31 protein-coding genes and 1 tRNA gene are annotated in these 22,180 nt (G+C 42.3%); 5 read left to right on the top strand and 27 right to left on the bottom strand.

Annotated features, from left to right (window positions below; genetic code table 11):
* Positions 1-52 precede the first annotated feature (52 nt).
* Complete coding sequence (locus ACU696_RS07695; protein ID WP_209102433.1) at positions 53-424, top strand: hypothetical protein; 372 nt, start codon at positions 53-55, stop codon at positions 422-424.
* A 928-nt stretch (positions 425-1,352) separates the two neighbouring features.
* Here ACU696_RS07695 and ACU696_RS07690 read toward each other — a convergent pair.
* The 27 genes from ACU696_RS07690 to ACU696_RS07560 form a co-directional block, all read right to left on the bottom strand.
* Positions 1,353-1,544, bottom strand: coding sequence for a toxin-antitoxin system protein (locus ACU696_RS07690; protein ID WP_137019101.1), 192 nt, complete (start codon positions 1,542-1,544; stop codon positions 1,353-1,355).
* 39 nt (positions 1,545-1,583) lie between these two features.
* Positions 1,584-1,952, bottom strand: a complete 369-nt coding sequence (locus tag ACU696_RS07685; protein WP_209102431.1) for an HK97 gp10 family phage protein — start codon at positions 1,950-1,952, stop codon at positions 1,584-1,586.
* 47 nt (positions 1,953-1,999) lie between these two features.
* A complete protein-coding gene (locus tag ACU696_RS07680; protein ID WP_209102429.1) occupies positions 2,000-5,341 on the bottom strand; it encodes a hypothetical protein in 3,342 nt (1,113 codons plus the stop codon).
* A gap of 18 nt (positions 5,342-5,359) precedes the next feature.
* Positions 5,360-5,698, bottom strand: a complete 339-nt coding sequence (locus ACU696_RS07675) for a hypothetical protein (RefSeq protein WP_154632356.1) — start codon at positions 5,696-5,698, stop codon at positions 5,360-5,362.
* Positions 5,698-5,871: a 3-hydroxybutyryl-CoA dehydrogenase gene (locus ACU696_RS07670; RefSeq protein ID WP_154632357.1), complete on the bottom strand. Its 174-nt coding sequence runs from the start codon at positions 5,869-5,871 to the stop codon at positions 5,698-5,700. Before ACU696_RS07670 ends, ACU696_RS07675 begins: the two co-directional genes overlap by 1 nt.
* Before the next feature lie 180 nt (positions 5,872-6,051).
* Complete coding sequence (locus tag ACU696_RS07665; protein ID WP_209102427.1) at positions 6,052-6,561, bottom strand: hypothetical protein; 510 nt, start codon at positions 6,559-6,561, stop codon at positions 6,052-6,054.
* A 77-nt stretch (positions 6,562-6,638) separates the two neighbouring features.
* Complete coding sequence (locus ACU696_RS07660) at positions 6,639-6,857, bottom strand: tryptophan synthase subunit alpha (protein ID WP_137019060.1); 219 nt, start codon at positions 6,855-6,857, stop codon at positions 6,639-6,641.
* Between the two features lie 12 nt (positions 6,858-6,869).
* A complete protein-coding gene (locus ACU696_RS07655; protein ID WP_209102425.1) occupies positions 6,870-7,307 on the bottom strand; it encodes a ProQ/FINO family protein in 438 nt (145 codons plus the stop codon).
* Positions 7,308-7,465: 158 nt separating this feature from the next.
* Positions 7,466-7,603 (bottom strand): hypothetical protein, encoded by a 138-nt coding sequence (locus ACU696_RS07650; protein ID WP_165119736.1) that lies wholly within the window; start codon positions 7,601-7,603, stop codon positions 7,466-7,468.
* A gap of 23 nt (positions 7,604-7,626) precedes the next feature.
* Positions 7,627-10,374 (bottom strand): DUF927 domain-containing protein, encoded by a 2,748-nt coding sequence (locus tag ACU696_RS07645; RefSeq protein ID WP_209122266.1) that lies wholly within the window; start codon positions 10,372-10,374, stop codon positions 7,627-7,629.
* Positions 10,361-10,735: a hypothetical protein gene (locus ACU696_RS07640; protein WP_004265397.1), complete on the bottom strand. Its 375-nt coding sequence runs from the start codon at positions 10,733-10,735 to the stop codon at positions 10,361-10,363. The genes ACU696_RS07645 and ACU696_RS07640 overlap by 14 nt, the downstream gene beginning before the upstream one ends.
* A 58-nt stretch (positions 10,736-10,793) precedes the next feature.
* The gene (locus ACU696_RS07635) at positions 10,794-11,408 is read right to left on the bottom strand and encodes a hypothetical protein (protein ID WP_181488330.1); all 615 of its coding nucleotides are present in this window, start codon (positions 11,406-11,408) and stop codon (positions 10,794-10,796) included.
* On the bottom strand, positions 11,408-11,602 hold the full coding sequence (locus tag ACU696_RS07630) for a hypothetical protein (protein WP_181488332.1): 195 nt from the start codon (positions 11,600-11,602) through the stop codon (positions 11,408-11,410). Before ACU696_RS07630 ends, ACU696_RS07635 begins: the two co-directional genes overlap by 1 nt.
* Positions 11,602-11,775 carry a hypothetical protein gene (locus ACU696_RS07625; protein WP_165880165.1) on the bottom strand — a complete coding sequence of 58 codons (174 nt, stop codon included), beginning with the start codon at positions 11,773-11,775 and terminating at the stop codon, positions 11,602-11,604. Before ACU696_RS07625 ends, ACU696_RS07630 begins: the two co-directional genes overlap by 1 nt.
* On the bottom strand, positions 11,772-12,356 hold the full coding sequence (locus ACU696_RS07620) for an ORF6N domain-containing protein (protein ID WP_181488334.1): 585 nt from the start codon (positions 12,354-12,356) through the stop codon (positions 11,772-11,774). The genes ACU696_RS07625 and ACU696_RS07620 overlap by 4 nt, the downstream gene beginning before the upstream one ends.
* Positions 12,353-12,562 (bottom strand): hypothetical protein, encoded by a 210-nt coding sequence (locus ACU696_RS07615; protein WP_209102420.1) that lies wholly within the window; start codon positions 12,560-12,562, stop codon positions 12,353-12,355. Before ACU696_RS07615 ends, ACU696_RS07620 begins: the two co-directional genes overlap by 4 nt.
* Positions 12,559-12,738, bottom strand: coding sequence for a hypothetical protein (locus tag ACU696_RS07610; protein ID WP_004255431.1), 180 nt, complete (start codon positions 12,736-12,738; stop codon positions 12,559-12,561). The genes ACU696_RS07615 and ACU696_RS07610 overlap by 4 nt, the downstream gene beginning before the upstream one ends.
* Positions 12,735-12,896 carry a hypothetical protein gene (locus tag ACU696_RS07605; protein ID WP_004255433.1) on the bottom strand — a complete coding sequence of 54 codons (162 nt, stop codon included), beginning with the start codon at positions 12,894-12,896 and terminating at the stop codon, positions 12,735-12,737. Before ACU696_RS07605 ends, ACU696_RS07610 begins: the two co-directional genes overlap by 4 nt.
* Positions 12,893-13,087, bottom strand: coding sequence for a hypothetical protein (locus ACU696_RS07600; protein WP_165119740.1), 195 nt, complete (start codon positions 13,085-13,087; stop codon positions 12,893-12,895). The genes ACU696_RS07605 and ACU696_RS07600 overlap by 4 nt, the downstream gene beginning before the upstream one ends.
* Positions 13,088-13,089: 2 nt before the next feature.
* The gene (locus ACU696_RS07595; protein WP_004265088.1) at positions 13,090-13,263 is read right to left on the bottom strand and encodes a DUF4222 domain-containing protein; all 174 of its coding nucleotides are present in this window, start codon (positions 13,261-13,263) and stop codon (positions 13,090-13,092) included.
* Entirely contained in the window at positions 13,256-14,440 is a 1,185-nt protein-coding gene (locus tag ACU696_RS07590; RefSeq protein WP_421667217.1) for a host cell division inhibitor Icd-like protein, read from the bottom strand. Before ACU696_RS07590 ends, ACU696_RS07595 begins: the two co-directional genes overlap by 8 nt.
* The gene (locus ACU696_RS07585; protein ID WP_181488336.1) at positions 14,440-15,036 is read right to left on the bottom strand and encodes a BRO-N domain-containing protein; all 597 of its coding nucleotides are present in this window, start codon (positions 15,034-15,036) and stop codon (positions 14,440-14,442) included. Before ACU696_RS07585 ends, ACU696_RS07590 begins: the two co-directional genes overlap by 1 nt.
* A gap of 12 nt (positions 15,037-15,048) precedes the next feature.
* On the bottom strand, positions 15,049-15,444 hold the full coding sequence (locus tag ACU696_RS07580) for a hypothetical protein (protein ID WP_181488337.1): 396 nt from the start codon (positions 15,442-15,444) through the stop codon (positions 15,049-15,051).
* A complete protein-coding gene (locus tag ACU696_RS07575) occupies positions 15,444-15,662 on the bottom strand; it encodes a helix-turn-helix transcriptional regulator (RefSeq protein ID WP_172767332.1) in 219 nt (72 codons plus the stop codon). The genes ACU696_RS07580 and ACU696_RS07575 overlap by 1 nt, the downstream gene beginning before the upstream one ends.
* A gap of 116 nt (positions 15,663-15,778) precedes the next feature.
* Positions 15,779-16,693: a hypothetical protein gene (locus ACU696_RS07570; RefSeq protein ID WP_094960711.1), complete on the bottom strand. Its 915-nt coding sequence runs from the start codon at positions 16,691-16,693 to the stop codon at positions 15,779-15,781.
* Positions 16,694-16,907: 214 nt separating this feature from the next.
* Entirely contained in the window at positions 16,908-18,119 is a 1,212-nt protein-coding gene (locus ACU696_RS07565) for a tyrosine-type recombinase/integrase (RefSeq protein ID WP_181488339.1), read from the bottom strand.
* A gap of 165 nt (positions 18,120-18,284) precedes the next feature.
* Positions 18,285-18,361, bottom strand: a tRNA-Arg gene (locus ACU696_RS07560).
* 187 nt (positions 18,362-18,548) lie between these two features.
* Here ACU696_RS07560 and folD point away from each other — a divergent pair.
* The 4 genes from folD to fruK all read left to right on the top strand — a co-directional run bounded on the left by folD (position 18,549) and on the right by fruK (position 22,178).
* Positions 18,549-19,406: a bifunctional methylenetetrahydrofolate dehydrogenase/methenyltetrahydrofolate cyclohydrolase FolD gene (folD, locus tag ACU696_RS07555; RefSeq protein ID WP_004913518.1), complete on the top strand. Its 858-nt coding sequence runs from the start codon at positions 18,549-18,551 to the stop codon at positions 19,404-19,406.
* 18 nt (positions 19,407-19,424) lie between these two features.
* A complete protein-coding gene (gene ybcJ / locus ACU696_RS07550) occupies positions 19,425-19,637 on the top strand; it encodes a ribosome-associated protein YbcJ (protein WP_004913522.1) in 213 nt (70 codons plus the stop codon).
* 445 nt (positions 19,638-20,082) lie between these two features.
* Positions 20,083-21,237 carry a fused PTS fructose transporter subunit IIA/HPr protein gene (fruB, locus tag ACU696_RS07545; RefSeq protein WP_123382354.1) on the top strand — a complete coding sequence of 385 codons (1,155 nt, stop codon included), beginning with the start codon at positions 20,083-20,085 and terminating at the stop codon, positions 21,235-21,237.
* On the top strand, positions 21,234-22,178 hold the full coding sequence (fruK, locus tag ACU696_RS07540; protein WP_109912080.1) for a 1-phosphofructokinase: 945 nt from the start codon (positions 21,234-21,236) through the stop codon (positions 22,176-22,178). Before fruB ends, fruK begins: the two co-directional genes overlap by 4 nt.
* Positions 22,179-22,180: the final 2 nt, after the last annotated feature.

Genomic DNA, 22,180 nt, shown 5'->3' with positions numbered 1-22,180 from the left:
TTATCTCAAACATCTGTCACTTGTCTACTTGTAGCAACTTAAGGGATTCAAAATGAACAATACTGAAATCTATGGGATTGAAAAAATAAATAAAGCCTATCGTTTACGCCTACAAGAGATTGAGTCTTGCCATACTTCGGGGGAGAGAATGTCTCGGATAATGGCTTGGAATGCTTTTATCAATGACCAAGTTAGATTAGATGATACTAACTCTTCAACTGATAAAGTAGCCAGTTTAAAGTATATGGAATCAATTGAGCTTAATGACGGTGATATTGGAATAAGTGAGCCTGAATTTATTAACTATTTTTTTGATGAAACTTGCGTTATCAATAAAAGGGTCACTCAAAAGAAAGTTAAATTTGTATTTTACTTATTTCTTGCTTTAGCTGCTTATGGAATTTACGCCATCTTTTTTAAATAAAATCAACATCCATAATTGCGTTTATTAACATCAAAGATAGTAATTTACTTGCGCACAAGACCTTATCAAAACTTATCACCTAGTGCGCAATTTACCGATACATTCCGATACGCATCAAACTACGCACAATGACTAAGTTTTACTAAGTTCAAAGTGTAGTTTTATGTAGTAGTAAACTGCGAACAACCTTAACATTTCTCAACAATGAACCATAACAATTGATAACAGGCCACCATTGAACAAAGCCAGACAGAAAGCGGCTTTAATGCTACATTCCCACTTCATGGCCAACTGCGAAATTCGCACTTTTGTTCGCAATTTTCAATTTGCGAATTCGCAATTTCGTTCGCAGTTTTAGTGCGCAATTTTGGCATCAATGCGCAATTTCATTTAATACTAAATACTATCTACTTATCAATGTGTTATATACCAATAACTCAAATTAACTGTTTAAAGTGCGCGTTTTGTTTTGCGCAATAGCCTCTAGTTTTCCCTAGTAGCAAGGCTAGTTTTGGCTAGTAGTAAAATATCAATGGCGTGAGGTTTCGTGAGGTGGCATTGACTGAAATATGTTATCAAATGTTATCATTTACCCTTAAGAAACCTTAAGATTTCATCTGAATTAACGTTAGGATTTGTTAGGATTTTGGCATTAGAAAAGCGTTAAGAATTGTTAAGATTTAATACCTGTAATTGCCGCCAATTCAACCCTTTTTATGGACTCCGAAAACTCTTGCTACGATGTCCGAAAACTAGCCGCTAACGTGTCCGATAATTCCATCTAACGTGTGTAAAAACTCCCGTTCTACGATGTGTAAAAACTATCTAACTATCTTTGCTAACGTGCCCGAAAATCATCATTCTTAACGTGTCACTAAATCGTCAAAGATTTACAACCTCGCGCGTGCGCGTACTGCTGCATAAATCATCAAAGTTCACGCTGTAGCTTCTCAATGATAGCCTGCCTCACAAACTCCGCACGATTGCCCCTAGTCACTCTATCGGCTCTAATGTGAATATCTACCATATCAATGACTGACTGCTCGCACGTCACGATTAGGCGCGTTGTTGGAACATCATTAAAATAACGGTTGGTTTTCTTCTTGGTTGTTTTCTGCATATTTCCCCCTCGCGCGTACTGGTATCTAAATCATCAAAGTTAACGCTTCAATTCTTCCTGAATATACTTAGCTAAATTGGGTAACGTTTCCTCTACACCTTTTTTCAGGAACTCTTTTTTAGCCGTTGGACGCTTAAAGTTCTGCTTAACTTTCGGGTCATGCACATACGCGGCATAGCTGGCGGAATAACCAATACGCCCCGTTACTCGCGTACCGTTAATGGTGACTGTGCGAAACTGGCTATTGATCAATGTTGAGGTATCGATAGGCGTATAGACTGCGGCCTGTGCTCCAGCGTCGATAAGAAACCTTTGCATAGCGCGTGATACGCGTTGCTCTACATGTTGGCAATATTGCTGGAACGATTGATTACGACCTCTTCTCTTAGAGACTTTCACTTTTATCATTGCTGTACTCCAATAAAACTAAAGGGCAGAAATCTGCCCCATTAAAATTAAAAGCTGCCTCTTGCCTTTCTGCCTAACCCATAAGCCTGACGTAAAGCATCATCTAATTTCCCACCGTTCATCACTTCATGAATAATTTCATCAAGCGTGATCGTGTTTGTCCTTGGGTCATATTGTGGCTGTCCAAATTCAACCTGAGCACTCGCAACGGTGTTATTCACATTGATAACAACATTAGGCACGCCACCGCCCCCAATATCACGATTAGGAATAACCTTGCCGCCCTCTCCTGGTAAAAGGTAATTTCTCCCTGCTGCTTGGAATATTTCAGGCTTACCACCTTCACCAAATCGATACATTTTATTCGCATCTACCGCACCACCGTTATAACGTCCACCACCAAAGCCAATCATTGACATAGACGTAGCTTTCCCTGCGGCCTGTGCGGTTGTATAGGCTGATAATCCCGTTCCTGATGCCGCCCCACCTGTTGCGATAGATGCCGCTATTGCTGCGGGTGTCCAAGCCGCTAATGCTGCCGCGCCCCCTGCTGTTGCTGCCGCTGCGTTCGCTGCCTGTGAAGCAACGCCAATTGTTTTAGTTAGGATGAAGTTTTTAAGCATCTCCACACCAACCTGAGCAATGGAATTTACAACACTGTTTAGCATCGTATTACCTAACGAACGCAACGCCTCGGACGCATCCATTGAGCCAGTAATTAACCCTGTCAGGACGTTTGAAGCATTGCCAGCCAGAGAATCAACCGCTGAGGCTAACATCTCATAACCTAAGTTCTGCTGTCTCATTAGCTCCCATTGTGCCGCTAATTGCTGCTGTTGGTACTCTTTCTCTGCTGCGGTTCTGAGTAGCTGGTATTGCGCATCGGTTGCCGCTTTGGATGCGGTGAACTGGTCATGGCTAATTTGTTGTTTTGCATAGGCTTCATTGAGTATTTGTAGCTCTTGCGCCTTGTATTCTTTCATCATGGCCAACTTCTGAGTATGCTCATTAGCCAATGCCTGAATCGGGTCAAATTTAGCGCGGTTCTCCTCAATGTAATTCACTGAGGCATTGATTTTGATATCGGTCATTCCCTGATTAAATGACACCATCGCCTCACGCCCCATGCGCTCAAAATCTTCCTTGTTGATGAAGCCCTCATCTAACAAACGTTTGAGGGTTTTCACTTCCTCACCAAAGGTATGCGCCAGTTTCAACTCTGGGGTGATTTCCTGAGCCGCAATAAAATCATTCACGCGCTGATTGAGGTCAAACAGTTCCGCTGCCTCTTTCGAAATAGCTGCTTTTTGTTTCTCTGTTGCCTGTGCTCCGAGCCGCTGAACAGCTTCATAGATTGCCATTTGGCGGTTAACATCGGCTGCGCCACTTTCCAATAATCCATAGCGTTTTTTCAGTGTGGCCAATTGCTCACTCTGACGTTTTATCGCTTCATTCGCTTGGTTGGCGGCTTTAGCTGATTTGTTGCCTTTTGATTTACTGCTTAGTGCGGCTTCTTGGGCTTCACGTAACTTGCGTATGGCTTCAATGGCTTTCGGGAGTTCGGCATTGTAGGCCGCTGAACCCTGTTGTAATCCCATCTGCATGAGGAGTAACGAGGCGTTGTATTCATCCAGTGCCGGCTTACCGTCTTTCATGCCAATAGTGAGGGCTTGGGTGCGTTGCTCAATCTCAGTAAGCGAGTTAGCAAGGTTCAAGCTGACCGTTTTATCAAACTCATCCGTTAATTCTTGGATTTTCTGTTTAAATATCTCAGAGTCTTTAACAAAGCCGTCAGCAATCAATGCCTTTTCCAGCTCTTTGATAGCCTGTTCTTTCTTAACGGCTGCCTCGCTGCCTAATTCCAGTGATCGGGCTACTTGTTGGTTAGCATCAATCACGCCTTTAGCTTGGCGTTGGTAAATTAATTCGGCTCTGGTCAGTTCATCCGTTTGTTGCGCTCTAACCTTAGCAATATCAGCAGCTTTGCCTTGTGATACCGTCCAGCGACGAATATTTTGCTCACCTTCGGATATAACTAACTCATACTGTTGCTGTTTTTTAGTAAGCTCATTAATTTCATTAACAAAATCACCTAACGAGTATGATGGGCTAACTTCTCCATCTTGCTTTTTAAGATCCTGAATTCCTTTTTCAATTCTGCCAAGTTCTTCTCTATGATTTCGTAGCTTTTCGTTTACGGCTTCAAGGCTTTTTTTCTGTCCATCTAGCTCTGTGGTTGTTTCCGCTATCTTCTCGCCTAAGCGGTTAGCGACAACACGCGCCTGTTTTGCTGACAGTTCGTCGATTTTATCAATCCACTGATCTACCCTGTCGTTAAACTCTTTAGTGGCGGTGTCATCGTTCATGGCGTTATACAGCGCGTAAACACCTGCGGCAGCTAAAAAGAATACACCAGTAGGGCCACCTAATAATCCCACTGCGCCCCGTAACCCTTGCATAGCGATAGATTGAGTTTTAGCGGCTTGGGCTGCGCGGTTATTGGCTGTGGTCACTGCGTCCGTTGTGGTCGCTAGTGTGGCTTTCGCTTTTTGCTCCAATGCTAATGCCGCATTTAATTTATGGGTTGCGTTGGCTTCAACTTCTTTCGCTTTAGCGACCTGAGCCTCAACACGCGCAATTTCTTTTCCTGTTGTGGCTAAATGCGTTTTGATTTTAGTTTCTGTGGCGTGTAGGGCGTTACTGGCTTTGGTGACTCGTTGTAGATTTTCTTCACTCGCTGCCATTTGATAGGTTATTTCGGCATCCTTGAGCTGTACCGCCTGTCGTGCTCTCAGTGACTCTAAATCACGTTGCTTGGCATCATTAGCCGCTTCTAGTGAATAAACGTGCTCTAACGCTGCCTGAGCCGCTTTTAACTCGGCTTGTGCGGATACTGTCAGATTTCTAGCGTTAATGACTTCTTGGGAGGCTGCGGCTTGTAATGCCTGTGCTTTCATTTGAATAGCGCGAGTATGTGAAACCTCGGCTTGTGTGGCGTTAATCGCCCCTTGAGTATGTTGTAAGAGTGAAGAGGTCGCACTGCCAATATTAGAAATATACCCCGCACCTAATAACCCAGAGACATTACTAATTACGCCTGTAAAACGCGCATTCGCGCTAGTCGCTCTGTCTGTAGCGGCTGACGCTGCGCCAATTTGCCCCGTTAACTCGCTCATTTGACGTGATAATCGGTTAATTTCAGGCATTTTTAACGCACTGGAAACGGCCATTGCTGTTTTATCAAAACGGTAAAAGGCTTTCGACGTATCATCAGCCTGTTTACCCATTTCAGCCATTTTCCGCTTTGTTTCTCTAATCGCTTTATTCGCTTCAAGCAAGCTCTCTGTCTCACCATGTATTTCTATTGTATAACCTTCGCCATGATACATAATGATTATTCCCTCTAATTAATGTACGGCTGATAAGCCACTGACATTACCGTCACGTAATGCAAAACGAGTCATTTCGCCAATCACATAAATACACTGATCTGTGATGGAATAAGGCTTGGTAAATACGTTTAGGTAAGGAAGCAATAAATCACATGCCTTACTCTCAACATCGAACGACTCACCACGAGACTTAACAATCGATACCGCATTATCAAATAGCCCTGCTGCCAGCAATTCAGGGATCACCTCGCCTGTAATGCCGTTATACGTCACTAATGTTGTTCCCGTTTCCGCTTTTAGCCCATCAACATAAATCTGAGCTATGGTGTTTGCTAACTGCTGTAACTTTTCCATTAGAACCCCTCACGCTGCAAGGCATCGCTTAATAGCCCTTGAATTAATTGGCCTATCGCTGCTCGTCGAATGAAAAAATCTTTTTCACCCTGTTTTTCTTTAAACTTTTTGACACGCTCTACTATCTCGCTGTCAATTGCCACTGCTTTGTAGGTTCTGCTTTGCTTACTCATGATTATTTATCCACCCTGTTTTTATATACACCACAATTATAATTCAGAGTAAAAAATAAACAATAAAATTTATCCACAAATAGATATAAATATAGAAATATTTTCTATTATTTTTATTTAAATTAGAATTAAGACAACAAAAAACCGACTCAAGGTCGGCTTTTTTTGTAGGAAAGAGTTCTAGTTTTTAGGTTTTAGATAATTGGTGAGAATAGCTAATTTTTTATCTTTATTTCTTATCCCAACAGATACAGACGCCTTATAACCGTTATTGTCATATTCTGCAGATATATCACTGCATCCAATTTTATCTAAACAATCAAAGAAATTATTTTCATCATCAACTCTGACTGTCTCAGTAGTAGGTTCACCATATATCAGATTTAAGTTATTAGTAACTTTAGTAAACTTATCAATCACATCTTTTCTATCGGTTCTTGCCAGTTCCTCAGAATGTAAGATTTGTACCAGTCCAGCATCAGGTGCAAATATTAAAAATGTAATTCCATCTGTGTTATCTGGCGTATTTTCTAACGTACAAGTAGCTAAACTACACCCTTCACCCGCTAAGTTTAACTTTTGAATTTCCTCCACCGATTGCCCCCACTTAAATCCGTAGGGTGCTGGTGGACTGTTATCACATCCCGATAGAAACAAAGCCAATAGAGCCGTTATCATGATTTTTTTCATTTGGTGATCCCTTTAGTTGATAAGGCCAATTATACATAACCGCCTCGGCTTATGCGTTGGCGGTGTTCAACTAATAACTATCTGTAACGCCTAATCAGAGCCTTTCTAGCAATTTTGATTTGATCTGGCGTACCTGTAATAACCATGCGTCTAAAAATAAATCCTGAAGTTTTGACATTAACGTCAGCGATACGCCTGACGGCTTGCATGGCATATTTAATTTTATCAAGCTCAAAAATTGTATAAGCCAATTCAATTACATCTTGATTACCTTTGCTTCTGTAAATAATTTTCATAAGGCTCCTGTATCATTTCTTTAGCCACTCTATCAGTTTTTTCTCCGCTATGCTTTGTTGTTCTGGCGTAACCTCTCCGTTAGGTTGTCCGTGCGTATCAAACCGATTGCCGCCCAGAGTAAGGGCTTTCAAATATGCCTTGTGGCTGATGTATGAGCGTAATCCCAGTTTAATGTGGCTCTCTGGGATATCCAGCCCTTTCTCTTTAACCTCAGCAATCATGGCTTCCTTGATACCAATCATTAGCGGTTTTGCTTCTGGCTCACTGAATAGCGTCCAGTGCTTCGCTATACGGTCGATACGGTGTTGTTTCTTCTTCGCGTGAACATCTGCCTTGTTTTTCTTCTTCGGTTGCTGTGGGGCTTCCTGTGGCGTTTTAGCCTGTATGCTTTTTTGGGCGTTCGTCGCTGGTGGATTTTTCCGTTTTAGTGTCAGTGTTTGAGTGCTCATTTAAATATCTCTCTATAGGCGAAAATCGATTTTTCTTTGGGATAACGGGATAAGTTGATTATTTACATTTAATATCATCAGGTTAACTTATCCCAAACACCCTATTTTCTTATCCCAGACTTTTTATTTTTGGGATAACTTTGGTTTTTAATTAACATTTATAACAATTTATTATCATTACCTTTGGGATAGCTTGGGATAACATGGGATAAATAGAAGTAACCTAACTTAATAATACTGTTATCTTTTTTAGTTCTTATCCCGTTATCCCACTTATCCCAGCGTTTTTGATTCATCACAAGGATTCTGTTCTGGCTGGCTATTCTTCCTCACTATCAATTAAGACAACAAATCGCTGCTGGCTACCGTTGATGCTGATAGTTTTACCGTCTACGCGCCCTGATTCTGGTCTGACTAAAACACCTGCCTCGTCGAGTGCTTCAGCCCCTAGTTTCTTTTGGATGCCTGAGAGTATTTCATCTTCGAACACTGACGGGATAATGTGATATTCGTCCTTGCCGTCCTCTCTGCGCCCAGAAACCAAATAGCCCGCAAGGTTTGTTATCCTGCCTGCGTAAGTTCGGTCTAGGTCTCCGTTACGCTTGCCATAGGTGTATGGCTGAAAGCGATTCAATCCATAGCGTTGAATGAAATCCCTTGCCCGTTTAACAACTTGGTATTTTTCGCGGTTCCCTGTGCCGTAGTTCTCCAGCCACTCATTGAAGCTATTACGAATAAAACGGCTACATTCGGCAATATCCCAACCCGTTATTGATGTTGCTAGCTCTGCTGTAGCGTCCAACATGGCAAAACGGGTAGCGACTCGTTTAACCTGCGGTGATGCTTCTTCGGGTAAACTCGATAACCATTCGTTTTCTTTGAAGGTTACTTTCTGGTTGGCCATGTCCTGATTGTTGGCTAAATATTCAATCCATGCCCTACCGACTGCCCCGCAATGCTGCGTTGATGCGCGTTTTATTGCTCGTGAATGCAAATCACCATCATCAAGGCTGTGAAACTCAACAGTATCGGTAAATGGCACGCTAACCAACCGCACTAATTGCCCTGCTTTGGGGGTAACGCCATTACGAATGAGGTAAGTTTCAAAATCTTCCTCACCCGTTGATAACGCCACAATCGCCCAACGTAAAACGGCTTTGTTTCCACCGTCTTTATTGCCTTGTATGCGCCCCGTACCATTGAATAGGCTGTAGGCACTTCCTGCGACATGCCGCACATCGTTACCCTGTCCAATTTCATCAATCGGCATAAACCCATCATTTCGTGAAGCGGCTTCAATCGTTAGCCCGTACTTCGTCGCATCCCATGTTAATTTCAGTTCATCGGGTACACCGTAGATACTTGAGGCAGCTTCTACAGTGGTGGTTTTCCCTGCTGAGGATTGAGCAAATAAGTGAATGCCAAACGAGCTACCGCCCGATAATGAGTTCAGAGGGGCAGCTAACGCGACTAAACCACCTAAAATCATGGATTGGTTGCCTTTCATTAAATTACCGACATTCTTCCGCCAGCTTTCCGCGGTTCCCCTGACGATATAACCCGCAACGGCAGACGTTCCGCCACAAAAAGCAACAGGGCGGCTAGGTGTGCCAATAATATGACCATCAGGCATCACGTATGCCCCATCATGCCAACCAGCGGTATGTGTGATCGTCCATTCGTCGCGCGTTCCTTTTCGCTGAAGATAGTTAGCCAGTAAATCCAATTGACCGCGCTTAGTTGTGATATTTACGCCACGGGAGCGCAATCTTCCCCATCCTTGAGGTGAGCCTAATTCACGCCTCGGAATGGCTTCATAAATTATGCGGTTGCTGCCCTCTTGCTTCATTTGGATAACTAAATAACTGTCTTTGCCATCAGAGCCAATGCCTACCGTTGCCATTTCATCCGAAAACCATGTTTCTTTTTCGTCAATTTCGCCCGTCGTGTTGTTTTGTTTGCGTTCGATGTAATACAAACCACCGTGACGCTTATCAAAAAATGGGGCTAAATCATCGTGTGTTCTAACTTTCTTTTTCGCGTCAATTTGGATCACGTTATCCTCTTTCACTTCCTCACCTTCCTGCTGACCCACTTGAGCATTAAATGCCTGTCTTGCTGCCTCAATACCGTGTGATAAGCGATAATCATCCCAATCGGCTTTATCATCGGTAGGCGGTAAAACCGTAATGCCATTGACTGCCTTAGCTGCCCTTTCTGCAGCCAATTTCCCTGTATTGTCTTGGTCTGGCTTAATATCGTTGTCACCTGCAATGATAATCTTGCTCTCTGGGTACTTCGCCCGCATCACCTTAGCCACATGAATTAAGTTACCCGCATCAATTGCCGCTACTGTGTGCGCTTCTGGTTGAATTAACTGGCACGTCATGGCGGTTGCCAATCCTTCAGCGATAATCACCGTAGAAACATTTACAGGCTCATTGATAGGGTAATAGCTGCCATTCTTCGTACTATCGAGTAATAGCCGTTTATCGCCATTGGGTTTAATGGTCTGTGCGGCTGTAATTGTGCCGTCAGTGTCTATCAATGGAATAATTAGCGAACCATCAGACAATAGAGTCACGGTGGTACTATCAAACCCTTTCGCCTTGAGATACTCAGACTCGCCCTGTTTAGCTTTGGCAATAGTGCGGTTGTATCGCGCTGTAAAACGTTTATGCTTCTCTATCTGCTCGTTAGCTTGGCTCTGGGCTTGCTGCGCTTTCAATGCGTCCTGTTGCGCTTTTACCTCATGGCTACGGTAGGCTGGTGGATTATCTGAACGGGTATCAATTCCAATCATGCCAGCCACTTCATACGCGGCTTCTGTCACGCTACTACCCAGAACACGCTGAACTAAGTCCAACCCATCACCCGAGCCGCACTGACTACAAATAAATGTGCCGTTGCCGTCTTTGTCGTCAAATCTAAAACGGTCTTTACCGCCACAGTGAGGGCAAGCCGTGTGCGTGTTTAGGGGCACTTCTGCCCCGAGGTTAGATAATATGTTTTGCCATTGGCCGTTAGCTTTCAGCTTTACATCACGGATAACATCAATCGGCTTCATTCTCTGCGCCTCCAGCTGGTTCAGCCATTTCATGAGACACACTTAAAACAGATTGATATAACGCCTCGCCTTCCAGAGTAAGACGCCCACAATCTACCGCTTTAGTTAATGCTTCTAATGCGGCCGTTTCGTATTCCTCAAACTGGTCTATTAGCGGCTCAATAAAGCAAACCTCAGTTAAGAAACAAAGGTACTCAATCGGTGAAATTTGTTGTTTGTTAGTACGGCCTTGGCATGTTTCCGTGTAGGTGTAACATTCCTCAAAGTCATTCGGGCGGCTTTTAAATACAGCAAAGGCAAAGGCTTTCAGCGCATCATCAAGCGAGTTCGCTTTGGTTTTAAATGGGATAATGTTACTCATTGAAATGCTCCTTTGTTCGCCAGTAAATGGGTTAAATTATTAATCATGATCCCCCCTATCAGTGAAACACTGGCATAGTGCCAACTTCACTAGAACGAGCGATTTTCATAAGGCCATCATGCAAGATAGTTAGCCCCTTTCGCCCTTTTTCAGAGAGGCGATTTCCCACTTCTGGCTGCATATTGATAAAGTCCATGTAAGCCCTGATAACTAACTGCCGCCCCATTTCCTGCCCGTATTGCTCACAAACAAAGTCCTCCATATGCGTAGTTAACAACGCACGTTCGCCCGATGGATAAACCGATATCCCCGAACCGTTATCGCTGTAATACAGCGTGGCAATATCTTTGCCGCCTCGCTCATTGTCGAGTTCAATAACGCCATGTTGATCTCTTAACTCTTGAACAAATGACGCAGCCACTACCCAACGGCATAAAATCAACGTTTGCTCTAATGTTGGGTTAAACAAGCGTTCTCGTTCACCTTTTGAGATTGCCAATACAAGCTCAAACCCCATGAGCAAATCCGTGTCAAAATCACCAGCATCAAGGGATTTAAGCGCATCGTCGTAACTAATCACCTCGTTAAGCTGATCATTCTCACGATAAACGACCAATACACCTGTGGCACCATAGCCAAAACTGGCAACGTTACGTTTGATAAATAAGCTCATTATTTGCTCCCTGCCGCTTCGTTCATTTCATCCCTAATCGAATAAACAACAATCAACACCGCCCAGATCATGTTTCTGGTTTCGCCACACTCTTCAGCTTCCAGCCACGTAGAAAGTAAAGTAATTAGCATTAATACTTTTGCTTTGTGCGGCTCTAGTAACATTTCCACTTCGCGTTTCTGTTCCTGATTCATTACTTCACCTCACGCACATAGTTAATTCGAATACTGGTTAAACCGTCTCGTTGCGCTTCTCGCATCACTTGCGATTGAGCGTCTTTCTGGGTGGCTGATATCACACGTTTGCTAATACCTAGCGTTAAGCCTTTTGGTGTTGTGCCATATCCTGCGATTTGAAACGTTCTCATGAGCGATAATCCCCCATATCCTGAATGTGTAGCTGTGAGGCTTGTTCAATGGCCATTACCATTGGTTTAAGTGCTTTCTTCTCCTTGCGACGTAGGTTCATGGCATAACTTCCGCGCCTACCGTGACCTTGATAAGAGTCAGCCTCTAAGCGGCTAATCAAGTTCTGAGCCTCACCAATTGGCATGGCTTCAAGTTCCGCCAGCGTGGGTATTTGAATGTGTTTAATTTCGGGAAACTCAGACAAACGAAAGTAGCTGTTAACCATTGAGCGTTGGACCTGCCACGACAAATCATCAGTAAATGGCTTGGCAACCATCAAATAACCTGATTCAGTGATAAGCATTAGCTCTTTTGCTTTTCCGCCTATTTCTAGTTCGGGCAACTCGGTACGTATTACGTACTTAGTGAGCAAAAAGTAATCTACCCCATCAATGAAGTGTTTTTTATGCGTGTTAAATGTGCGCTTTGCTGTACCTTTCGGGCGTTGGTGTACCTCGTCAATCATGGCAAAGGTCACAACTCGCTTACCTTGATACATAAATGGGCTTAAGCTGGTGGCATTGATAGTGACCTGTCTCATTTCATCACCTCCGCTAACCTAGTGATTTCTTTCTGCTGAGCACACACAGGGCGGTTAACTGCTCTCAGAAGAAAATGCGTATCGGTATCAGCTTCATTCTCTACAGCGGTTAACAGTGGGATTAGTAACGCTTGGAGTTCTTCGTTAATATGTTCGACTTCTTCTAAGGTAGATAAGTGACCAACTTTTAATTTAACTGTTTTCATTTGGTCGCCTCCTCGAGGGATTCGCATATTTCTGCGTTGAAGTCATACGCAATAGAAACGAGGTCGATTAACTCACGCGAACAATCGCTACTCACTTGCTCCAAGATAACGGCAAGCAATGAATTATTTTGCTGCGCTTTGTATGCGGCTCTGTCTAATGGAATAGGCTTGCTCATGCTTCCCCCTCAGATACGGCTTCTTCTGCTGTCTTGCTGATAATTTCAATTAGCTGAATTTTGAGTTCTGCTTCATCACGTTGGTTCGATAAAGACAAAGCGGCTTCTGCTAGGCGTTGGATTTTGTTCAATGCGTCAGATAGGCGTGAAATACTCATGCTTTCACCTCCTGTGCCACAATTTCCTCTTGAAGAAATACACAAACATCACCTGATAACTTCGCCATAAGAGAAGCCAAAGTGGATATTTCACTGTCTTGTAACTGGTGCGGGTGTGATTCAATGAGCAGGTTAATTAACTCAATCTGATGCGCCTTTTCAGCGGCTTGATGAATATTGATATCTGCCATGATTAAGCCCTCCCTGCATAGGTGTATTCGTTGCTGAACTGGCTTAATGGAACAATGACAGGACTATCAAAGCCGTCTCTCTGAAAGGTCACACGGTTGAATTGAACCGATAGAACTTTGACGGTTTCGCCATTATTTTTGTGAGTGTAGAAATCATTAGGTTGAGGGTTACGCATGATGTTTACCTCCAATAGCAGGTAAGCGACCAGCGAATATCAGCATGTAATCACGTACAAGCATCAGTCTTGCACTGTTCTCGTTCGATGCTGTAACAACAATACGGCAAGGTTTAGCGGTGTAATCGCTACGGTTTAACGCGAGGAATAACCATCTGTACGATTGGTTAGGGGTGAGACTAGTCCGCCCTGTGACGGGTGTGTTATGCTTACTCATAGTTACCTCGATAGCTTCGTTATCGGTGGTGATTAGATGCCCCGTTAGTGTTCCACCACTGCGGGGCATTGTTTTTATATAGCACTTACCTTTATACTGGTTCGCACCATATACATATAAACTATCATAGTGGTTCGAACCAATGCAAGATGAAAAAGACAAAAAACCATACGACCGTGCAAACAGCACAAGAAGAACAATCCGATTTGATGATGATTTGCTCAAACAAATAGACTCAGTTATTGGTAATGAGCCATTTAGTTCATGGGTTAAGACAGCCTGTCGTAACGAGCTGGAAAGATTAGGTGTTAAGCCTAAAAACTGATATTTGCCATACCAGAGAAGTAAGCTAATATTAATATTCTCACTTGCTCGGTATTTAATATCGACGTTTCCAAGGGTAGCCGATTGGCTGCCCTTTTTTATGGACTCCAAAAACTCAATTCTGCCTTGTGTAGTGCCCCCAGATAAACCTTGCCAATGAGGATAATTCGCCTCTTTAGAAAGGTGAGAAAAATCACCTTTAGCAAATGGTGTAAATTCTCCACGTTTTAGGTTCTCGCTATTATCCCATCCTCCAACGGTGGTTAGGATTAATTGATTGGCAAAATGTTTTGCTGATTGACCTGAGAAATATTCCCCAGATTGATTTCCCGTAAATTTGGGTGATTGATTGGCATAAATTTTCGCTAATACATCGGCTAAAGTTTTAGCTGATTGCTGAGCCAAAATATTGGCCGAGTAACCAGACGAAAGTTTGTCTGATTGATTGCCAGTAATACCGTAGTTTAAAGCTACAGTATTATTAAGGGAGTAAATTAAACTTACCCCCTTACCTGCCAGTAGGGAATCATTCACTTGGTAGGCAATATTCCCCAACTCTGGGGATAATTGATTAATATTTGAACTTTGATACACCGCTTTGGGTGTACTAACCATTTGTAAGTTAATAGCCGTCATTAGTGGATTTCTCCATCAAGAAAATCAGGCTGGTACTTCTTCCATAATTCACGTTCTTCACGCTGTAAATCAGCTTTCTTTTGCTTACAGGATTGCAGGTCACGTCCATGTTTTGAGGCTGTGATTTGGTATTGTTGCTGACGCTTAGTGAAGTCATTTAACGCTGAGAATGGCACACCATACGCGCCAGTTTTACGAATAGATGGGATAACGTCACGGAATACCCAATTAGTAAAACGATGTGCGAATGTGCCTTTAGTGGTTGCCTTGCGGCTACGGGCAATTAGTTTATAGAAACCAGACTCCGCTATAACCTGTCTGTTAGGGTTTCCCTGAATACCATAGTTTAAAGCTATAGTATTTTTTTCGTCCAAGTCTAATGATTTTAAAGCATCACTTGAGTTTAATATTTCCAATGCGTCACAAACATCTTTAGCAACGAACCACGGATCATTATTAATTTTAACTATCCGTACCTCTACCCCCTCAAATCGAATAACGGAAATATCATCTGAGTTAATATTTAAAATAGGCTCTTCACTGAATTTAGGGTGAGCGAATCCACCAGCATTTAAGCTGTTATTTTTTAGTTTCATTTTCTTATTCCGTTATTTTGTCGGGTAGAGGCTTAAAATATTATTTACGTGTACTTTATCTAGCGTCTGGTAATTACCTTGTTCAGCGCGTTCATTAATTAAATTGATAACCTTCTGCGCATCCTGAGCCGTCTTAAAGCGGTAACGGTAGTGTGACCCGATACCATCAGGATTAGGCTCATCAATGCGATCCAGTGTAATATCCAACTTGCGCTCTAACTCCGAGGCGTAGTTCCTTGCTGACGATAAGCGACAATGAATTAATATTTCATTCTCTGTAAATCCATTAATGCCAGTACCTAACATATATAAACGGGCACGGTGTTTTTTGGGTGGGTTCTTTGATAGAATAGATGCTGTCGCGTTATCCTGAGAAGCCACCTGTAGCGGGTGGTTTTTCTTTTCCATTATGCCACCTCGCCTGTACGTGATTCAGCAATCTTATTTGCTACCCACTCATCGACCTCTGACTCAACAAAAGCAATAGAACGAGTGCCGATTTTTACTGATTTAGGGAATTGACCTGCTTCAATGAGGCGATAAATCCACGCTTTACCGTAGCCCGTACGACGCATAACTTCAGGTAAGCGAATGAGGTTTTCTTTTAAGGTTGTAACTGTTGGCATGGTGCCCCCTGTTATCTAGTTAATGATACGCCTTAGTAGACGTTCGTAGATCTCAGGATGGAATATACTTCGTTGAATTAGGTGTTTTCGTAATATTACAAAAATAGTTCGTAATATTACGAGTCAATATTTTTAAGCCAGCCAGAAACAGCATTTCCACTAGGTAATGAGAGGTTCAATGAGTCGAACTCTGTTCTAATTACTCCTCTTGGATTTTCAATATGAGGGCGGGGGTTATCAGCAACATCTTTGCCATACTTAGTAAAAAGTAAACCGTAAATAAATTGAGCTTGTGCGTTTTGTGTTTTTAATGAAATCTTTTTTTGGGGCTCTCGACTCTCAGAGAAAAATGATTCTATATCTTCCATCTTAATTGCAAAATATGCATTCTGAGGCAAGCTAGTGCAGGGAATAAAGCTATTTTCCATTTTGCCATGGCGAACTTCATCTCGGATATTTTTCAACTTTTCTATATGCCCAGAAAGAAAACCACTTCCCTCACCATCCTGTGATTGACTTAATTTGATTAACTCCAGTAGCTCTTTCTCAACATCAAACCCAGTGATTAACTGATATTTTTTTGTTGGTTCAGCGATGACGATCCCCTTTATGTCATATAACGACCGTGTTGGCATAGGCAATTGTTCTTCTTGCGAATATATTCTTTCCGCTTCATGTTTTGCTATACCTGTAGGCAAAGCTGACCATAAACTAGAAACCCTCATGATCTGATTATCAATAGGTGTAGCGTGAGGAACTAATGTATTAGGCAATATTGGCTCTTGGCTTAATAGTTTACGATTATCGGAAAGAGCTGTTTCTGTTTCAGATAAAACATAAGAAAGTGGCCTATCTGTAATGTCTACAGCCCTAACAAAAACTGGGGTATGAAAAAAAACAGAGGGTCTGATTACGCCATCAGCAATCAATCGCGCAACATCAGATAATCTAATCTCATTTTTTAATTTCTTACTTAAAAAGCGAGATGTTTCTTTAAGTGTTAGCCATTTTCGGCTAGCTAATATATCCACGCCTCACTCCCTGAGTTATCTGTGGTCTACTGTCGTCCATTAAGAAATACTAAAGTAAAGTGTATAGTATATCTGCGTATTATCAAGTGAACTAAATGGAGGCTACTTGTGGATAAGTTCGTTGATATTTTAAATATTTACTGCAATAACAATTTATTACAAAACAAAAAACCAGACATTTTATTATCTGGTTCTGCATGCGACTGCTGGTGGATTAAGCACATTTAAAATTGCCGTGTACAACGTTATCCCCGTTCTCTAATGCCCCCATGTAATCAGCGTACCATTGAAGCATTTCTCTACGTCCATCGATGTATTGAGCATGGTTATACGTTCCACGGATAGAGTTCTTATCAACGTGCGCTAGCTGTGTCTCAATCCATGCGGTGTTATAGCCTTGTTCGTGTAGGATGGTACTCATTGTGTGCCTGAATCCGTGACCTGTGGCTCTACCATCATAACCAATACGTTTTATGACCTGATTTATTGCCGCTTCACTCATTGGCTTAGAAGCATCATTCCTGCCATGAAAGATATACTTAAACCGCCCTGTTAAGGTTTGTATTTCTCTGAATAATTCTAACGCCTGCGTAGAGAGTGGGACCATGTGAGGGCGACGCATTTTCATACGCTCTTTTGGGATTTCCCAAATAGCCTTATCAAAATCGATTTCTGACCATTCAGCAGCTCTAAGCTCAATAGTACGAACACCTGTTATCATTAATAGTTTTGTAGCAATCTGAGTGATCTTACTTCCACTGCATACAGATAGTGCCTGTAAAAAATCAGGTAGCTCATTAACGTTTAAATGAGGAAAGTGTTTTGCCTTTGGCGTAGACAGTGCGCCAGCTAATTCTGATGCAGGGTTATACTCTGCCCGCCCCGTAACAATTGCATAGCGGAATACTTGGTTACATGCCTGTCTTATCTTCTTTAGCTTATCCAACACACCACGCTTTTCTAATTTTCTAAGCACCTCTAGCATGTCTAGCGGCTTAATTTCCGTAATGCTAGCTTTACCAATGTAAGGGAAGATATCTTTCTGGAAGGCTTCTAATAAGTCATCAGCGTAGCCTTGCGACCAATTCGGCTTTTTATAGTCGTGCCATTCAAGCGTGATTTTCTCAAAGCTATTATTTACCTGAGACTCTTTTTCTCGCTTTTCGGCTTTCTTTACCAACGATGGGTCATCACCTAACGCTAATATGCGCTTGGCTTCTTCTCTTTTCGCCCTAGCTTGTGCGAGTGATATTGATGGATATACACCTAAAGCCAGCCTTTTCTCTTTACCAGCATATCTATATTTCATACGCCAATACTTAGAACCATTTGGAGCAACTTCTAAATACATGCCCCCACCGTCAGAAAGTTTATAAGCTTTCTCTTTTGGCTTGGAAGTGTCTACTTGTCTGGCTGTTAGCTTCATTTGGGGGCACCGATTTTCATTGAACGGGGTAATGCCCCCAATTATGCCCCCACATATATGTAGATTTCAATAGACGTAACTAGACCTTGGAATACTAGGAATTCTTGTGATAGCTGATTTTATAAGGGTTTTATAGACTGTTGTAGACTTTGAAATACTTGAGAATGGTACGCCCTACAGGATTCGAACCTGTGACCTACGGCTTAGAAGGCCGTTGCTCTATCCAACTGAGCTAAGGGCGCATTGATAATGCGGGTAGCCTATCTGGCTGATGGCGTTGAATTATACGGTTGCTGCGCGCTGAGTCAATGGCTTTTCGCTACTAAAATAACTATATGCTCATTTTATGTAATAGTTTGAACTGACAATGACCTTAACTTCTGACAAAATAGAGTCATTACCGTGTCTCATATATGGATTAAGTTACAGATGTTAGCAAAAATTATTGATGGGAAAACGATTGCGCAGACAATTAGGCAAGAAGTTGCTCAAAAAGTACAATTACGTTTAGAACAAGGAAAACGCGCCCCTGGGCTTGCTGTGATTTTAGTTGGCGCTAACCCCGCGTCACAAATCTATGTCGGCAGCAAACGCCGTGCTTGTGAAGAAGTCGGTTTTATTTCACGTTCTTATGATTTGCCAGATACAACAACAGAAGCTGAATTACTCAAACTGATTGATGACTTAAATCAAGATACTGAAATTGATGGAATTTTAGTTCAACTACCATTACCTGCGGGGATTGATAACGTCAAAGTCATTGAGCGTATTCATCCAGACAAAGATGTTGATGGTTTTCATCCGTATAATGTCGGTCGCTTGTGCCAACGTGCGCCGCGCCTTCGCCCATGCACCCCTAAAGGAATTGTTACTCTACTTGAGCGCTGCGGTATCAACACTTATGGTTTAAACGCTGTAATTATTGGCGCATCCAATATTGTTGGTCGTCCAATGAGCTTAGAGCTTCTGCTAGCGGGTTGCACTACAACAGTAACGCATCGCTTTACCAAAGATTTAGAACACCACGTTCGCCATGCTGATTTAGTTGTTGTCGCAGTGGGGAAACCCAATTTTATTCCTGGTGAATGGATTAAACCTGGCGCGATTGTGGTCGATGTCGGTATCAACCGCTTAGATAGCGGCAAAGTCACAGGAGATGTCGATTTTGACGAAGCCGCGAAAAACGCAGCTTGGATCACCCCAGTGCCTGGTGGTGTTGGCCCAATGACCGTTGCGACTTTAATTCAAAACACCCTTCAAGCATGTGAAGAGTACCACGATATTTAATGTAATTTTGGAGTAATCATGGATATATTCAATTTAAATGGGCACCCACACGTCGAACTGTGTGATTTGCTAAAAATTGAAGGCTGGGCGGAAAGCGGTGCAATGGCAAAAGCCATGATTGCAGATGGCTTAGTTGAAGTTGATGGTGTGGTCGAAACACGTAAACGCTGTAAAATTGTCGCGGGTAAAATCGTTTCAATGGGCAGCCAAAAAATTAAAGTTGTAGAATAATACATTTAGGTAAGCTGAAAAATTTCAGCTTACCTCTCTTTGCATAATAAATAACCACCTCCCTTTCCCCCTTTGTTCAAAATAATCCGATTTATTGTAAAACGACCAAAGCTCTTTTGAGGTTTTAGAAGATTTTTTCTTTAGCCATATTTAGTGTATTAAACATTCAAATAACCAAGCATATTGATAATTTAACTTATTGGTTTACAAAAACAAAAAGCTTCAGCAATTACTTCAGCTTTGTCATAAGGCAGATAAAAAACACTCAGTTCCTCCCCTTAAAAAATTTAACTTAGCTCTCATTTTTTGTATTTCGTACCTTAGCGACATAGACAAGACTAAACGATTCAGCTAACCTTGTTAACGATAACATGATTAACAAACAATCAGATCCGCTTGCAAGTCTTCTGGCTGATCCGGCAATAAATAATAATCAGGAGAAATTATGTTTAACTTACCAATAAGCGATATCCACCTTGCAGCTGCTGCATCTGATAAAAAAAATGCAATAGAACAAGTCGCTAAGGCTCTCGAAAATGCAGGTTATGCAAAAAGCGGTTACGCACAAGGAATGCTTAACCGAGAAACCCAAGCTCCCACCTTTTTGGGTAATGGTATCGCAATCCCACACGGGACAACGCAGACACGAGACCAAGTGTTGAAAACAGGTTTTGCTGTTTTCCAATTCCCTAATGGTATTGACTGGGGTGATAACCAAACTGCTTATATTGTTATTGGCATTGCGGCTCAATCCAATGAACATCTCGAATTACTTCGCCAGTTAACCCACATTATCAGTGATGAGCACACAGCTGACGCGATGGCCAAAGCTGACACCCCTGAAGCCTTAAAGCAACTTCTAATGGGTGAACGCCAAACTCAACCAGTGAAACTTGATGACTCAATGGTCACTGTTAGTGCTCAAGTTGATAATATAAACACATTAAAAATACAGAATATTATTAACTTACAAAACGCCCGAGCTGTTAGTACTGACTTTATTACCCAAGTTCTCACCCAAACACCTTCGTATTTAGGTCAAGGTATTTGGTTAAGTGATAGCCCTATTGGAAATATTCAGAATGCGATTGCGATAACGACCGTAAAAAAAACATTTAGCTTTCAAGGTAACCCAGTCAATGCCCTAATCACTCTCTCTTACGCTAATTATCAGATAGAAACTTTTTTACTTAAAATAAATAATTTATTGAAAAATAAAGAATTAAATCTAATTAACAACACTGATAACGTTAACAATCTAATTAATTTATTGCGTAGTGAAGATTCACACACGGAAAGTGAATCATCAAGTACATCCGGAATCACTCAGGACTTCACCGTTCTTAATCCACATGGGCTACATACGCGCCCGAGCACCCAGTTAGTCACCACCATTAAGCAGTTCGAAAGCACTATTACTGTGAGTAATCTTGATGGTACTGCGACTCCCGTAAATGGTCGCAGCTTAATGAAAATCGTCAGTTTAGGCGCTAAATGTGGGCACCGTTTACGAATTCACGCAGAAGGTACAGATGCACAAGAAGCTATCGTTACCATTGGCGAGGCAATTAACTCAGGACTTGGAGAAGAAATCGCATGAGCAGAAGAGTCGCAACTATCACGTTAAACCCCGCCTATGATTTAGTTGGGCTTTTACCTGATATTCATAGAGGTGATGTGAATTTAGTCAAAACTGCTGGGCTTCATGCCGCTGGAAAAGGCATAAATGTGGCCAAAGTACTTAAAAACTTAGGAATTGATGTCACTGTTGGTGGTTTTTTAGGTAAAGAAAACCAAGATGGTTTCCAAAAAGCGTTCAGCGAAACAGGAATTGCTAACCGCTTTCAGGTTGTCGAAGGCCGCACCCGTATCAATGTAAAACTGACAGAGCACACCGGTGCAGTTACCGATTTTAATTTTTCAGGCTTCAGTGTCACTAAAGCGGATTGGCAACGTTTCGTCACCGACTCACTCAGCTGGGCGGGTCAGTTTGATATGATTTGCGTCAGTGGAAGTTTACCTCAAGGCGTTGATTTAAAAGATTTTACTCAATGGATGTTACGCCTTAGAGAACAATGCATGTGTGTCATTTTTGATAGTAGCCGTGAAGCTTTTGTTGCTGGACTCAAAGCTTCTCCTTGGTTAGTAAAACCGAATCATCGTGAACTTGAAATTTGGGCAGGAAAACCTCTTCCCACTCATCAAGATATTGTTGATGCCGCAAATCAACTTCGCCAACAAGGTATTGCCCATGTGGTGGTTTCTTTAGGTGAAAAAGGTGCCATGTGGGTCAATTCATCAGGCGCTTGGTTTGCTAAACCACCTGAATGTGACGTTATCAGCACCGTTGGCGCAGGGGACTCAATGGTAGGTGGGTTAATTTACGGGCTAATGATGAGGCAGACAAGTGAGCACACACTACGCTTAGCTACTGCCATTTCTGCACTTGCAGTCTCCCAACCCAATGTCGGTATCACAGACCGAGCGCAACTTGCACATATGATGACAAAGGTTGACTTACAACCGTTTACGGCTCAATGAGG

It is taken from the genome of Providencia sp. PROV_01 (genome assembly GCF_053098325.1).
The sequence above is the reverse complement of the archived record's forward strand: the minus strand, read 5'-3'. Positions and strand labels throughout refer to the sequence as shown.